The organism is Bythopirellula superficialaquae (genome assembly GCF_059632245.1).
Genome location: NZ_CP197426.1, coordinates 664,895 through 681,629, shown reverse-complemented (window position 1 = coordinate 681,629; position 16,735 = coordinate 664,895). Strand labels below are relative to the sequence as shown.

Here is a 16,735-nt window from a genome sequence, read left to right as displayed (position 1 = left end):
TTCTCAAAATTTGCAGCAAAACTCAAGAACTGTGTGTTACTAGTTCGTCTCGTTCTCAACCAAAGCAGAGGAAATTACAGGTACAGCACTGATAGGCGTTGGTATTTGCGGTGATTCGCGTAAGAGGGCAAAGCGCCAGTTCTCAGGTGACGACTTGAATTCCATGGTACCATTCGCATCAGCAATCGCTAACTCTTTGCCAACGGTGCCGATCTCATCCATGAGGTGTAAGCGTATCACTTCGTTTGGAGTCCATCCGGTCAGATAAGAAACATTCATCTGACATGTGTGATCGGGCTCAATAAAGAGATTCCAGCGATTGTCATCAACACGCATCGAGGTGATACGGCCTGCTGTTTTGATGTTTTCGATAGCAACGTCGCCCGGCCCAGCGACGGTTAGATAGCCCTGTTTTGAAATTACTGTGTGGGCCTTACCGTTAACCCATGTGCGAGATTGTGTGATCCCCGGGCCAGTAACATGATAGCCTCGTGGTGCAAGGGTGATTACTTCTTTACTAACAGTCACATCGCGCGGCTCGTCTGCAAAGTTGACAATTGCGACGGTTCCATTCGCAAATCGAGTGCGTTGAACTGCTCTGTCTGGTGATAGAAACTCGTGATTGGTCAATTGCTCAAACGCAACGACTTCATGCAGCGGGCATGTATCGTGATAAGTACGCAACAAACGTTGTGCATCTTCGGGCCATTTATAACCCGTATCATTCATCCAAATCAGGGGTGGTGTCCCATACAGAATATTGAAGAGGTCTTTTCGATCGGCAAGTTCTGGCGCTGCGCGATAGATTAAACCTGCCGTGTCCCCCCAATACCAAGTATTGATTGCACAGTCATGAAAAACTAGCTCCCACAAGGGCACTCTATTCGCGTAGCCCATGCCAAACTTTAGATAATTTTCAGAAAGTTGCTCACGTGTAGGTGGGTCTAAATAACCTGCGGGCCAACACGACCACCAGAACGGGCCGCTCATGCCACCCTCAAGATATTCAACTAAGTCGACAACCCAGTCATTTCCATGTTCAGTCCCTAAGACAAGGCCATGCTCGTTCATACTCTTAAATAAGGCCCGACGATTGGCAAGATCTTCCCGTCGATCGAGGGTATGTTCAGGATGGTAATCTTCAAACAAATCTGCGGCCGCGGCGACATCGATGAAGCGAGAATTGTAAGGCACCGTTGCCAATTCTTGAGGGACATAGCTTTCGGCAGCATTAAGCCAACTCGCAGAGGACCGCCAATACATTTGTTGTCCACTACGAAGCTTCCAACCATGCTTTGGCGAACCCCCTGGGCGTGGCCTAATAGCAGCTTTTTCGACGTTATCTTTCTGAAAACCCAGTGGACCCTCAAGGATATCGGTATAGCTATCATACCTTCCCGTAAGATAACCTAGCCTATTTAGCAGTGCCACTTCTTCCGGTTCACGAGAGTTACCTACAATACCTTGCTTGATACCAAGTGGACGCGTTTCATGAATAAAGTTGATGTTCTCCCGCGCACCCCAGAGTGAAGCTGCTCCGCGTAGACGCTCGATATGAGGTTTTTCCAGAGCCTTCTCCCGCAATGTTTTCCAACGACCGTGCTTCTGGAGGTATAATCGATATTCTTGAGCAAGCTGAACGTGTCGCCCAGAAGTTGTAAATCGATAAGAAGCAATTCTTTCGTATCCAAAAGTATCTAGCGTGGGAAGCCATCGCACTTCAGGCCAATGACGCCCATCAGCATGTTTTACGAATGCTACTTCCGCATCAGCCGGCGTTTCCACGAGGAGCATCGCTCCGTCGCTACGCTCATCGTCAAACATCCCTACCCATGGCATATCAAGGCAATGAGTGTTGCCGTAAACACGGAGCGGCCAATGCGCGTAAGTCGCGTCTCTCTGATCTAATAGCACACCACAAGATCGATCACAGAAAACAAACTGTCCATGCTGGTAATCGCTTGCGAATCGTGGTGGAAAACGGCTTGCGGAGTATAGTGGTTGAGAAGCGTGACTGGGTGCGATTGAGAACTTGATCTCTTGATTGTCAACGATACTTACTGCGGCTCGGACCAACTGGCCCGAGAATCTGTCGAAAAGCTGAAGTCGTAATGATTGATCGTCTATCAGTTCGGCACTAATCAACGTGAGCCAAGGAGATACACTCATGCTCTGCCAAATTCTACCAGTTAAGTGATCTTGGATGCGGTAAGTGTGATCCTGGCAATTGAGATGGCATGCAAGCCTTTGAGAGAAAATAGCCAGTTCGGTCGGCATTGTTGACTTTTGAGCCGCCAGTGCCTCTGGTAGCTTCTGAATGTTATTAACGATGCGTGCCTCGGAAATCTCGATGTCATGAGCATACGCGCCGAATGACAGCCGGAGGGATTTGACGACTCCTGTTCCAGCCAAAGGAATTCTGAATTCGTGCCACTCGCCATCCGGATAGAGTGGTATTCTTTCGAAGTGGGTCCAATCAGTCCCTCCTTCCAGCATCCAATAGACGATGTAATCGCCAAGATCCGCTGGAAATTTGGTCCTCATTCGGAAATGCAGCTCGCAAGGACCTTGCAGGACGGACTTCCCAGATTGAGCTGCGAAATCGAAAGTTAAGATCGCATCCTTTTCGCTTGTGTGAATGACGGCGGTCACTCCGTCGGTTGTCAATTCACAATTAAGTGCTTCACACGGAATATCTGGCTTGCTAAAAAGTGCCATTTCCTGTGCTGCTTGTTCAGTTGCTTGGCAAGAATGCACAAACAGTTCTGAATCAATATTAGTCAGGCACAGTAAAAATAAAAAAAGACTTCTCATTCGGCTGTCTCCGCGATTTCCTGATAGACACTCAAAGCCTTTTGATACTCAGCGAGTGTTGCTGAATTAAGTACATCACGATTGCTAAGCAACTCTTCTTCCATGCGCTGGATGAAATAGCCGACCTCAGCTCGGCGGGGACGGAGAGGTTTACCAGGAATGTCTACGAAGACTGGATTGGTATGTGCAAAGCGGACTCGTTCTTTAGAGTGGCGTTCGAAACATCGCACCGCGATCCAGCAACTCTTTCCTTGCTTGACGTGACAATTGACGGAACTCTCAAAGCCCCCCAAAGGGCGAGATTTGTTTTGAGGTGTAATTGTCTCGTAGATCTGGCCATTAACTATGATCTCAATTCGATCTAGTGGATGCTGGCTCGAGGCAATACCCGTAACTGACACGTCAGCTGTACCCTGAGCACTTGATGCTAAGGTTACGCCTGGCAATGAGCCATTGTGTCGGATATCAAGGAACGGTCCGGTGGTGACGAAGCTATGACCCGCATTAAGTCCTGCGATCCAAGCATCGTAATTAAAATCCTCAGGCACGTTCACATACACGCGCCCGAATCCGAGTGGTACGGGATGGACACCAGAGGCGGTGCCTGCTGACACGCGTAAGCGAAATCCGCAATTTAGAAGCGCATAGTACGTTTGCATGCCGAATTGAATCCAGCCGTTTTCGGTAAACCCATCGGCATCGCGCTCAATGTGCATGAACTCCGGAATTTTGTCTTTAGTCCATTCTGTAAAGCCAAAATTTGTTTGCCACACATGATTGTTGGACAACTCAAACAGATCGACCTGCATCACAGGAACAAGCATGAGAGACCAGGGCCATGAATGCTTTTCGAGGTCTATTAAGGCACCTTGTTGTCGGGCCAAATTAGAGATCGGACCCACGGGGGGGGCGCCTAGAGCGAATGGTTCTTTATGATTTAGTATTAATACAGCGCCCAAGTTATGATTTCGCTCCCCCATGGTAAAGATTTCGTATTCAGTATTCATGGCATGAATAACGTGCGTGGCATCAACCGCTATGCGTTGGTTTTTCGGTACCTCATCGGAGCGGGCAGCTGCAATTGGGGGCAATTCGCCTTTTGTCACCCAGTAGGTTAGTGGCATTGCGACATTGAGATCTTCTGCCAACATAGCTATAGGCAGTTCATCCAACGAGCGGTGCACATGGACATCGCCAGAGTACCAACCCTGCTCTGCCAAATTGATCCACCTCGACAACGGAAACTCAAGAGATAGAGGCTCTGTGCCAACCTCCACATGTTGTTCTATAGGAAAATACTCTTTGCCCCTTTCAATACGGAATTGATATTTGCCAGGCTCCAAATAAACAACAAACGGGTCTGCTGATAGCGAGGTATGGACCTCGGGGCTATTTGGGAGGTGGGCCTTGGTCCTTTCGTATGAAACAGCTTGACCTCCTACCGACTCGACAAGATGCCATTGCTCGTCGCTTCCTTGGATATGGACCCGCGATGGAAGAGGTAGCCCTGATTCTTTATCGAGTACGATCCCCGTGACAGCAGTGAGACTATTTTTGTTTGGCTTGGAGCGTCGCCAATTCGTACGTTCGATCCTGACAAATTCTTGATAAATATTGGTACCCTCAAAAAAAGAAAGCCAACCACGTAAATGCTGAGTTTCTCCTGGAGCGCAATCAGGAAATTGAGGGTCAGAATGCAAGCAAGGGCAGTCATGATTTCCCCAAACTCGTTGGACGGGATCCCAGGCCGTAATGATCCAGCGATCCCCGGCCTCATTCCGACACGCAGCATAGGGTCCCCAAAAGACCTTGTTGTCGTTAGTTTGTGCTTCAAAACCCTTAGCCATTTTCAACATGGCGCAATTTTGAACACGCAAATCGCTGAGCTTTTGATCTGTTCCGTTTCGCAACCAAAGCTCCATGAGGACAGAGTCAGTGTGTGGGACAACCTTCGCTCCGAAAGTGATCTGATTGGGTAATGTACGTTCGGATCGCAGTGATCCGTCAGGAAGTATGTCCCACTCCAGCGGAGGCAGCTTGATATTTGCTAAATCCCAAAGAGTAGGAACGTGAGTATGAGCTAGGTAGGTGAGGCCAAGATTTGAAAAAATCGCCTCGGGCACGTCGACTACCACGTAGCTCTCAGGGTCCCAAGGTGTGAACACGCTCACCTTTGTCTCGCGCTGCGGATCGATTGCACCTTCAAGGAAACCGACTCGCGGGTGTCTTCCTCCTGGGTAAGGTACTACCAGGAGAGTTGCATCGGAGTCACGGACCGGCTTATTTTCCGCTGAGATACCGAATTTCTTCGTTGCCGCCAAAATTTCTGATTCAGTTAGTCCTATAGCCTTTTGTATTTCCGCCAAGGAGTACTCATGGTACCAAATCATATTCTCCAACCACTGTCGCAATTCAGCTTCGCTAGCTGGAATACGGGAATTGGTGAGTTGACTATCACCGATAGAGTGACTCGCCTGTGAGACTTGCGACGTGCTTCGATGATCGACTGGTACCGTGCAATCAAAAGTTAACATGACATCGCTACGAAACCCTAAATCCGCCGTGCCTTGCCCCACATCGAATGAAAGAACAGTTGAACGTTTGCCAATTTCTTGGGTTCTTACGCGAATGATTCGGTATTCTAGTATGGTGCCAGAAAGCGTTGATCCCATTGGAGGCATGGGGGGCAATTCCACCTCAAGCCATCTTTTTGTGGCGAAGTTATCATCTATGGCTAAATCGCTGGTCTTAATCTGAGGACTGCTGACACGTAATGGAGCAGTTACGCCTGCCAGATTTTGGATCTTCAGCAGAAATGTGCTCCATTTGCCAGTTTTCAAACGGGGCAGAGCTTGTCCAGGATCTACCTTCACGCGCGATTCGGGATTTATTGAGACTTCTAGAAGTGTGTATTGGTCGAGCACTTCTCGCGAAGTCTTTGAAACGGTGGTAAGCTGCCTGCCCAACTTGCGAGCAAGTGCTAGATCGTATTTCGCAACTGTTGCCATCAGTTGCTCGACTTGGTCAGTTGGTACAGTTACAGACGGATCAAGGTGATGGCAATTTTCATCGGTGCATACTTCTTGTGCAGCAGCGACTAAATGCCAGGCTAAGACTAGCCCGCATACCATTGCTCGAATAGTTCCCTGGTTGCCTTTATCAAGGCTCAACGAAGTTATTGACAACTCACTACTCCTTACATTCTGCTGCTATCGCTTGATAGGCTTTGCGGGCATGTTCGTAGGCTGCTCTCGCATCAGCCTGTTCATCAAGATCGTAAGTGCGTTGCTTTTCTTTCCAGCATTGTTCAACGCAGCGTAAACACCATTCCGCGCTAGCTCGAGTGGCACGAATCGGCTTTCCGTCGACGATGACAAAAAACGGATTGCTATGAGCATGAGGGTGGATTCGTAACGCTAGCCAGCTGCTTTTGGCAACTTCAACGGTAAATTGCACTTCTTGCAGACTGCCATCGGCCTTGATGTGCGTTTTCGCTACCGGATATCCATTCGCGATAAGTTCCACTTCGACAGTTTTATCCGAGAGCCCTTCTTCGAGCGCTGAATTAATCTGGGCCGCGCACTTAGCTCGACACTCGAATGTGATGGTACCCGAACCAGATAGCTCGCTCGTTCTTTCACCGACACCAAGATAATCGGGATCTCCTTGTACGCGGGCAGAGAAATCAATCACATGAGCTTGTCCGTCGCTGACATAACTACGTCCATCCTGGATTCCTTGTATCCAATCGTCGAAATTCAATTCTCCATCGACTTTCACGTATACTCGTCCAAACCCAACTCGCTCACCACTCATGCAGGGGAAGTCTGTTTCGCCACTCGCGCGCACTCGATAGCCACAATTCAAAGTGTGGTACCACATGTTCAGTTCGTCTTGCCGAGGAGTATCCATAGTTGAAATAAAGTCGATGGCAGGTATGGGAGAACCGGTGGGTCCAGGTAACTCATGTGTGACGTCGACAATGTATTCACAGGCACCGATGCCATCGAAGGCAGGAATGTTGAAGTGAGGTAATCCATGAGGCCCGTCAGTCTGGTCCTCTAAGCGTCCCACGTGATTAGTGAGTCCATTACCAGAATGGGCGGGTCCACAAATTGCGCCCTGCTTCTTAGCCCACCGTAGCGTATTAAGTCCCAAGGTTGGCCAGTGAAGCTTGGAGTCCCCACCTGGATAGATTTGTTCTTGCAGTCGTAAAAGATTCAAGTGCCCTGAAGCATGTGATCCAAAGCCAGAGACCTCGACATCGTAACGTAATAAATAAGGATATCTCGAAACACGGTCTACATCCCCAGTGAAGAATTGTTTTTGAAAATCAAAACTAGGCCCCCAGTTGAGACAGCATCCAATGTGGAGATCCTCTCCCATGGTCTGACGTAACATGTCTGCTGGAAAAACTCCTTGTGTGGGATTTTGATAATGCAAACATCCTGCAGCGTGTATGTGATGATCACCAGACCACCAGCCATGTTCTGTGGGGTCGAACCACCGTCTAACGTGAAAATTCCATTCTTGCGGAGACTCACCAACCTGAAATTCACGCGTCTCAGGAATCGAGTGCGGGCCTCGTCGAGTGCGCACAGTGTACTTACCCGGAGGAAGGTGGATCGTCTCTCCATCTTCCCGATATATTTGAGGGTGAAAGAAGAAATCTGGAGCAAGACGCTTGGATTGTTCCGGATAAACTCGATTTAGGTGATCACGTATTTCCAAAGCCACTACAGCTGGAATGCCAGGCTTATCATGGATTCGTAGATGAATCGGGGTTGCCTTCTCAACCTGGAAACTTACAGGGATACTTTCCCAGGTTTCTCCACGCCGATGAGCATATGATAAATCTATCCAATCAAAACGAGTTTTCCCTGGTTTGCCATTAGGATCAATACGAATACCAGCTAGCACTCCTTCAACTGGAAGTTCAAATTCATACTGATGTGCCGCTCCCGGAACGAGAGGGAAGGTAACCATTCGTGAGGCATCCGGCTCAGGTCGCTCTTCAGTCCACCAGAAGATCTGCCCCACTCCGGAATCAGCGGTTTCTGCCCAAAAACGTAAAACCAAGTTTCCCGTTGCATCTCCAACTTCTGCTCCTATGAATCCATCGTCGCCTGTTGCTACGACATGTAACGAGCCATCGCGAGTGGACACTTCAGATTGATTCAAAGACTTCCAGCCGTCGGTCCCTAGATCGAAACGCCATTCCCGAATCTGGCGACCACGCTGGCCTTGTTTGGTGTCAATACTAAATTCAAGAGTCGCATTGGCTGGACCTGGGTCTCGTGCATAGAGCTGAATAATTCGGTACTCAAGTTCCAAACCACTGAGATTGGCTTGCATTGGGCGGCCGTCATACATCGATAAGCCCAACCAGCGAGCGGCAATGTCCTCTTGTTTGGCATGCGGCATGGAACGGGCATTGGGACTCTCCACATGGAGACGCTCGGTCTGCCCAGATCGGTTGGCAACCTTCACCAGATAGGTTCGCCAACCTTGCTCGACTAAGTTGCTGGGAGCGGATCTTGAAGCGACAGTCAGAGTGCCCTCCTCCAATTGCACGGCAGCTAAACACAACGGGTCCAATAACTCTTGTATTTTGGCAGCAACTGCTTGAGGATTGTCTGTCTCGACAAGTTGCTCTAGCTCTCGCTTTACCGCTGCGGACAGCGGATTCCCGATGTAATCCAACGCCTCACTCAAACGACTCACTTGCACGAGCAGTGGCTGGGAGTCAACAGTTTCAACAACAGGCCAATTACGTGTTGCAGCTTCGGATTCTGTGCTGGATGCTTGAGGAGGTAATGCGATCTGATCCTCGGAGAGTTCGACAGAAGAGCCCTCTCCGGGAACATCGACCTGTGCAGACCAAAGTATGCCGTTGACAATCAGACGTCGAAAAGAAGGAATGGAAAAATTGTCGTGAAAATGAGCGAGTGTTGTTCCAAAACTGCGTCCATGGGAGTCTGGACGTTCGTACGCCCAAGCAACTGTCTGGTCATTTCCGTCGACCTCGACTTGCAGAACCGGCACGGCAGAAGGAGCAAACTTGAGATTAAGGTAAAACTCGTCCCGTAGCTCAAATGGCTTCCAACCATTACAAATTGGGTGCTCAGGAGCAACTTGATTGAGCAAGCCTTTGTCGATCTTCAGGCCGCTATGTGAGAAGCTAAACCAACCACCAAGGAGATCTAGATATTCTGGACCGAATTTGTCGTCCCTAGTACCAGTCGCCCAATGAATAGCGGTTAAACCTACATCTCCCTTAAGCAACTGCAAGACGTCTTTGCGATGTTTCGAGCCGAGAAGCGTATCTCCAGCTGGCGGAGAATAGAAAACCAAAGCACTTAAATTTTCCAACATCCGAGGGTCACTTGGCCAATTGTCGTCGTCACATACCTTCGCCTCAACTCCGGGAGTCTGATTTAGACAAGCAGCTAAAAGTTCGCATCCTTGTCGATACATATGCGTGGCCCACTCATGATCGAGTGGCGCAGCAATTAGTAAAATTTTCTTCGGAGAGGTAGGCGATTCTACTGAAACGCCGGATGTATTCGTGCTAATCACATCACTCTGAGTGGCAACTTGCTGTGCAGTGGCGCTGATCTTCTTTTCGTAGAGCTTGATTCCCGCCTCCACGTAGTCTATTGCTTCTTGCATCTGCTGATCGTTAGCGAACCGACCTTTACCTTGGATGTCACGAATGTGCTGTCGCAAGCGGCTGATCCACAATTTCGCTTTCTCAGGAACGAAGCGTTCCTGGCCATCAACTTCGACATAGATAGCGCTTGTATGTGCCACGTTGGGTGTCCAGATCGCATTGAACTTATCGTTCGGCGAGCAGCGGGCCACGATCCAGCGGCTTTCACCAGCAGGCAAAGTGAAATCAATTTCAGCCTCTGTGTCAGAGATATGAACCTTCTTTAATACTTTGCCATTTGAAATAATCTCTAAATTCCCGATAGGATATCGCGAAAGAACCTTAGAATGAATTTTCAATTCGTCTATCGCTGAGCACCGAACCGTCTCGCCGATGTTAGCTCCGTTCACTGTCAGAAACAAAAGGGGGCCCGAAGTCGTAAAGGTGCGACACTCACGAATACCTTCAATCCATTTTTCGTAGCTAAAATCTCCGTCAACATGTACATAAGCCCGCGCACAACCAACCACTCGCGCGGGATGATCACTGCCATTGGTAAGGGGTAAATGAAATCCGCAGTCGAGAAAATCGTAATAGTCATCTGGCTCAATTTGATCGAGTGAATCTGTAAGCTCATGCACCACGTTTGTCGGAACATCTTTATTTCCACCTAAACCATGAGCTTCACAGGAGATACCACCTTGTTCGCGACATGCTAGGATCGCCGTCTTGTTGATGGGATAGTCGAGTGTGTCAGGACCCGCGATGATTGCTCCAGTACCGATCGGCATGACAAGCCAGTCAAGGTTGAGAAAACACAGGTGGCCATAGAGATTTTCGTTGCGATACTCTTCGCCCATTTCAAGGTGGTACTCTAGATCCGAATGGGCTGCGACGGTGCCCATTGGTGCTTGTTGGGGATTAATAAATGCTTGCGTGGGGCCCCGTTGCAACAACGTTAGATTATTGGCGACCCGAAGATCTTCTGCACGTTGAATCGTCGACAGCAAGTCTAAGGGCAAGTCAACATTCCATTGGTTCGTGACCCAATGAATGTGGGTGTCACCTGAGATCCAACCTTGAGATCGCATGTCAACGAGTCGACCTGAAGTGAGCTGAATCTCTCGTGCCTCGCCGGGTTTGAGGTCTACGGAAATTTCTACTACCTCGTGCTCGAACCCTCGTTCGAGCTTGATCGCAGTAGGACCTGCAGGCACTTTGAGCTCGAAGGTGCCATCGCTATAAAAGAAGGGAAGTTGGTAGTAGCGACCTTGGTCCCAAAACTGGAGCAATTGCTTTTCGCGCAAAGTTTTATTGCCTGCATGTTTTTTCCCAGGACGATAAATCCCATCACTACATTCAACATAAACACGCCCAGGCCAGGTGATTTTACGGTCCTTTTCGTAGATCTTCCCTCTGAGAGTTGCGGGGAGAGTAGTTGCGACTGGTAGCGTAACTCTACGAGCAATTTGCCGTGCAGATTTCGTAACTACTTCAATCTCAATCGATCGAATCGACTCAGCCTGAGCAACGAGCGCAACTGGCAGAAGCTGTGAGTGCTGAGGCGGGATCGTATAATAAGTTTCCTGCGCAGTGGTGTCGCTTGCTTGCTTTGCGAACAAGTCGATTGCCTGAGCTGTGTCGTTGTTGATCAGCAGTAAGACTTGTCGGCTTAATCCTACTGCGAGAGAAACTGGTTCTTGCTTAACAGCTTCCAAGTGCTTGTCCGTCCATCTTAATTCACTTGTCGCGTATTCTTGTCTCAGTCGATTATGGAATTCAGCACGAAGCTTCTCGAGTGATCTAACGTCAAGTGAGCCAGGGACTTTATTGACGAAGCGATGCTCCGCTTCAGCGAGACTGACTGCCTCTACTTGTGACTTAGTCGGGGCATGAAGTGCCAAGTGAAGTAATAGTTCAGAACTAAAAAATGCCTCTTGACGATCCACCTCAGTCACTTCGTGGCGATCGTCCGTATCATCCTTCACCAAGGCTTTGGGACTTGAATCCGGTTTGGCCTGTACGACTTCTCGCGGCAAATATTCATCGTGATGAGCTAGCAGGAAATTTGAAGGCAAAGCAATTATGGAAGATAGCAAGGCCACAACAGTGTTAAAAAAAACAAGCTTAGTCCGAATTTCGTTGTAAAACATGGTCGTGGTATACCTTCGAAAGAGGTTATGTATTCAGGCAGTTGTAAGGCTTTATGCCAATATCTTTTCTACGACTTTCCCATGTACATCGGTGAGTCGGAAGGGCCGCCCCTGGTAAGTAAAAGTCAGTCGTTTGTGATCTAAACCTAAAAGATGCAGAATCGTTGCCTGTAAGTCATGTATATGGACTGGGTCGTCGACGACGTTGAATCCAAGTTCGTCAGTGGCTCCTAAAGTCAATCCGGCCTTGATCCCTCCTCCGGCTAGCCACATGGTAAATGCCTGGGGATGGTGATCACGACCCAGTGAGCGACTTAACGCTGCACTGGACTCCACCATGGGTGTGCGACCAAATTCCCCACCCCAAACTACGAGCGTATCTTCTAACATCCCGCGCTGCTTTAAGTCCGCAACCAGCGCAGCCGCTGCTTGGTCTGTCGCGCCACATTCCTTCTTGAGTCCACCTGCCACGTCGCTATGGTGGTCCCAGCCGCGATGGTAGATGTTCACAAAACGCACACCACGCTCGACTAGCCTACGTGCTAACAAGCAATTATTGGCGAATGAAGCAGCTCCTGGAGTGACACCATACATCTTTAGAATGTCCTGCGACTCGGATGAAAAATCCATCAACTCCGGTGCGCGAGATTGCATGAGAAAAGCGGTTTCATAAGCTTTAATACGCGTGGAGATATCGCTGTCACCAACTGTAAATAGTCGTTCTTGATTGAGGTCATTAACCAGATTGATCGTTTCTCGTTGAATCTCGCTGTCAATCCCAGGAGGGTTCGACGCGAATAAAATTGGGTCTCCTGCTGACCGAAATTGTACACCGGCGTAGATACCCGGAAGAAAACCATTGGACCAATTCGCAGCTCCTCCGCTGGTCCCGCCTCCCGTGGACATGACGACGAAAGCTGGCAAATCCTCGGCCGCTGCTCCAAGACCATATAGAGCCCAAGAGCCCATGCTGGGACGCCCTGGTATGGGGCTACCGGTGTTAAGAAATATTTGAGCCGGTGCATGATTGAATTGGTCCGTGTGCATCGACTTCACCAAGGTAATCTCGTCGACGACTTTCGCTAGATGCGGTAGCATACTTGAAAGTTCGGCACCACATTGCCCGTGCTTAGCAAAAGGATATTGTGGAGCAAGCACTGCCGCGTCAGGACGAATAAATGCATAACGTTGGTCTTTAATTAAGCTGGGTGGAATCGGCTTACCGGCGAGTGCCTCGAGCTTGGGTTTGTAGTCGAAAAGGTCGAGCTGGCTAGGTGCTCCCTCCATAAATAGAAAAATCACCGACTTCGCACGGGGAGCAAAGTGTGGTTCTCGTGGAGCTAATCCAGAAGTGGCCGGCATCTTTGCTTGATCTGCTGCGGGTAGTTCTGATGCTAGCAATGAACTCAATGCCATGCCGCCCAGACCTAAGCCGGTTTGCTTGAAGAAATAACGTCGCGTGAGTTGTTGTTGGTAGTCTATGAAAGAAATCATGGAATTAACGGTATCTCGATTAGGTCATGGCTTGGTAATTGTTTCGTCAAGATTGAAAAGTGCCCGAGCAACCAGCGTCCAAGCAGCTAACCGCTGGGGATCAACACTGGAGGATAACTGGAACAAACCATCCCCAAAGTCGAGTTTGATTTCACGAATCTCAACACTCCCGGCGGACTGCCCCACATCGAGCCTCAAGGACTCCAGACCCTCTGGAGCCTGAAAAGCGACCGAATAATTCCGCCACTCGTTGAATTCTGGCTGGAAGACAACACGCCGTTCTACAGATTCCTCAGCCTCGTTCTTGGTAGTCCAATAAATCTCAGCGACCCCAGTGGTTCCAAATTTAGCATTGACATTAAGTGTGTAATTACCAGGTGGAGCTGAATGTTTTACTCCCAGGATTGGATCTTCACCTTCGCTTACCACTTCCCAGACAGAATCGATTATGCGAGCTTGACAATTAGCACGCGTCACCCAGTCTGTCATGCCCTCAGAAGAATTCCAAATTTGCGAAGGACCTGAATTCAGCACGGAAAACGTTTGATCGGGATTCGCTCTCAATCGTTTTAATTGCTGCTGATAAAAGGTGGATATGCGACTCAGCTCCACATCATTTGGACTTCTGGTAACACACCTGCGGAACATCTCGCTGGCAATATCGCGGTCGCCTACTCCGTAGACTTGTAGGGTCGAGTTTGCCAAATGACGCGCCGCCTCCATGATTACGACATCATTGAGCATAGCGAGCGCTTGGAGTGGCGTGTTCGAACGCGAACGACGAGGCACACAAGCTTCACCGCTAGGAGCATCATAAAGACCAAACGCAGCATAGGGGGCAGTCCGCTTGTTGAAAGTGTACAGCCCACGTCGATAGCGATCTTCGCCCCGGCTGACGACCCAGGGCATGGGTTGGTAAGCGGCCTCAGTGATTCCGGGCGGCTGAGGTGGATAGACACTCGGTCCCTTAAGTTTGGAACTAAGTTGTCCCGCAGCAGCCAGGAGGATATCCCGCACCATCTCTGCCTCAACCCGAAACCGAGGGCCACGCGACAAGTATTTGTTCTCTGGGTCACGTTCTATTCTGTCCGTAGAAGCGACCGCTGACTGACGATAGGTTGCACTCGTGACAATCAATCGATGCATGTGCTTGAGTGACCAGCCGCAGTCCATGAATTCAACAGCAAGCCAATCCAAGAGCTCGGGGTGCGTGGGGTATGCACCTTGATAGCCGAAGTCTTCACTTGTACGCACAAGTCCCTGACCGAAGATCAGTTGCCACTGACGATTCATGACAACACGTGCTACGAGAGGATTCTCTCGCGAGACCAACCAACGGGCGAAGTCTAGTCTATTTGGAGTTCCTGCACTTTTCAGGTCATGCAATACTTCAGGCACAGTAGGTGATACAACCTCTTTAGGCTGTAGGTACTCGCCTCGATGATGACGATGAGTCACACGAGGGTTCTGCGATCGTTCCTGAAATGTCAGGGCCTTTGGGAATAAGGGCAGACTCTGCTTAAGCTCTAAAATCCGGTCCTGATGCTCCTTGAGCTCAGGAGTTGTCAGCAGGAAGTGCTTCAGCATGGCCTGCAGTTCTTGGCTCGATCGAGAAGCTGGGGACTTGTGCAAAATCGCTTCGATTTCGCTTGTTAGATTAGTTGATTGAGGGGCCGTGTCTGAGGTCACTGATATGCGGAACCGACCCAAAGATGCGGGATAAAAGTTCTCGTGTTGGAGTTCAACTTCCAGTAATTGATCCTTGGACAAGCAAATAGCTTCCTTCAACCGGAAAACGGCTGAGTGCTGCTCTCCAATACGCCCATATGTTGTCCAGCCCGTGTCGTATTTGCCGTCGATCGCGAGCTGTGCCGTGAGCCCGGGAGGTGCGTATGTGGCCGTTGCCTCCTTCATGGGCAACAATTTTGCTTTTATTTGCGTAGAGTTATCCCGCGGTACTGCCCTGATCAAAGTTTCGCTGAGGAAAAAGTTTCCTTTTCCCTTGGCTTTTTCATCGAGAATCTCCTGTCGACCTGGACCTTCGTTAGGAAGCCGAGGATCAGGAATGGCTTCCAGTCGGATGGCTGTGATGGGGGTACCCCCCAGTTGAAAGCGAAGCTTGAAGATATCGTTCTTGGTAGTGTCCCCACTCACCAGGATTGAACCATCTTCCAGGACTTCCATGGTGGGCAAATTTGAGCTGTACTCAAGCGGAGTAACCGGGTTCCAAGTTACTAACTTGGCTTCTTGTGCTTCCAGCCAATCGTTGTATGCCGACTGGAGTGACGACGCACGTTTTTCTTCTAGAGTTTGTGAGTTCTGCGGCGAAGCTTTCGTATCGTCTTCACGAATAGGGAACTGATTGGCGAGGTCAGATTCTATCGCCTGAATTTCGGCCTCGATCGCCGATCGCTGTTTCGCAATTTCCAGTAAAGATATTTCTTGTTCTACCTCGTCTGCATTATTCAAAAAAGCGAACAGGCCATAATATTCGGTGTGGGTTAGCGGGTCGTATTTGTGGGTGTGGCATTGGGCGCATCCAGTAGTCAACCCAAGCCAAGTAGCCCCAGTGGTTGCAACACGATCAACTACTGCTTGAAAGCGAAATTCTTGTGGGTCAATCCCGCCCTCTTCGTTGGTCATCGTATTTCGATGGAAGCCCGCTGCAACTCGCTGACTTGTCTGGGCATCCGGGAGCATATCGCCTGCGATCTGTTCAATAGTAAATTGGTCGAAGGGCATATCCGCATTGAGAGCATCAATGACCCAATCGCGATAGGGCCACATAGTCCGAGGCATGTCTTTTTCATAGCCTTTTGTATCGGAATAGCGCGCTAAGTCTAGCCAAGGTCGCGCCCAGCGTTCGCCGTAATGTGGCGAAGCCAATAGACGTTCGACGAGACGATCATAAGCATCTGAGCTTTTATCTTGAACAAAAGCGTCTGCTTCCACAGGAGTAGGTGGCAGACCTATCAGATCGAGGAACACGCGCCTCACCAAAGCATACTTATCCGCCTCCTTAGACGGCTCAAGTCCATTCGCTTCCAATCGTGAGAGAACAAAATGATCGATCTCATTGATAGGCCAATCTATCATTCGAATCTTTGGCAAACTATGTTTCTGTGGTGCTGCAAATGACCAATGTTCTTGATACTGGGCACCTGACTCGATCCAGGCTTGTAGTAGCTCAATCTCCTTGGATGATAGAGCCTTACCGCTGTCTGCAGGGGGCATTCTTTCGGTTTCATCTTGTGCGACAATGCGCCTATAAAATTCACTCTTCTCTAAATCTCCAGGGGCTAAGGCCACATATCCTCCACGGTCTGCATAAGCGGCTTCAGGAAGGTCAAGTCGCAAGTCTGCTTCACGACTGCTCTCATCTGGGCCGTGGCAAATAAAGCATTTTGCAGACAGAATGGGGCGAATTTCCTTAGAAAAACTGACCTGGGAAGAAGACTGATGAGTTGTTACTGCAAAAGAATAAGTGACTGGAGGGATCAATAAAAAGCAGCAGATTATTTGTGAAATCAAATGCAATGCTGATTCCGAGCGAGCATGGCGACGTGTTAGGTCGACATAATAAAAAATTATTTGGTGCAATAGACTGAATAGCTTCATCGAA

General features: G+C 49.3%; 5 protein-coding genes. All 5 read right to left on the bottom strand.

Features of this window, described 5'->3' with window-relative positions; all coding sequences use genetic code 11:
- Positions 1 to 39 precede the first annotated feature (39 nt).
- The 5 genes from SH678x_RS02860 to SH678x_RS02840 are packed head-to-tail and all read right to left on the bottom strand — an operon-like array spanning position 40 to position 16,731.
- Positions 40 to 2,814, bottom strand: coding sequence for a glycoside hydrolase (locus tag SH678x_RS02860; RefSeq protein ID WP_496921374.1), 2,775 nt, complete (start codon positions 2,812 to 2,814; stop codon positions 40 to 42).
- The gene (locus SH678x_RS02855) at positions 2,811 to 5,999 is read right to left on the bottom strand and encodes a CehA/McbA family metallohydrolase (protein WP_496921373.1); all 3,189 of its coding nucleotides are present in this window, start codon (positions 5,997 to 5,999) and stop codon (positions 2,811 to 2,813) included. The genes SH678x_RS02860 and SH678x_RS02855 overlap by 4 nt, the downstream gene beginning before the upstream one ends.
- 4 nt (positions 6,000 to 6,003) lie before the next feature.
- On the bottom strand, positions 6,004 to 11,619 hold the full coding sequence (locus SH678x_RS02850) for a CehA/McbA family metallohydrolase (RefSeq protein WP_496921372.1): 5,616 nt from the start codon (positions 11,617 to 11,619) through the stop codon (positions 6,004 to 6,006).
- A gap of 51 nt (positions 11,620 to 11,670) precedes the next feature.
- Positions 11,671 to 13,113, bottom strand: a complete 1,443-nt coding sequence (locus SH678x_RS02845; RefSeq protein WP_496921371.1) for a DUF1501 domain-containing protein — start codon at positions 13,111 to 13,113, stop codon at positions 11,671 to 11,673.
- A gap of 24 nt (positions 13,114 to 13,137) precedes the next feature.
- On the bottom strand, positions 13,138 to 16,731 hold the full coding sequence (locus SH678x_RS02840) for a PSD1 and planctomycete cytochrome C domain-containing protein (protein ID WP_496921370.1): 3,594 nt from the start codon (positions 16,729 to 16,731) through the stop codon (positions 13,138 to 13,140).
- Between the last annotated feature and the right edge of the window lie 4 nt (positions 16,732 to 16,735).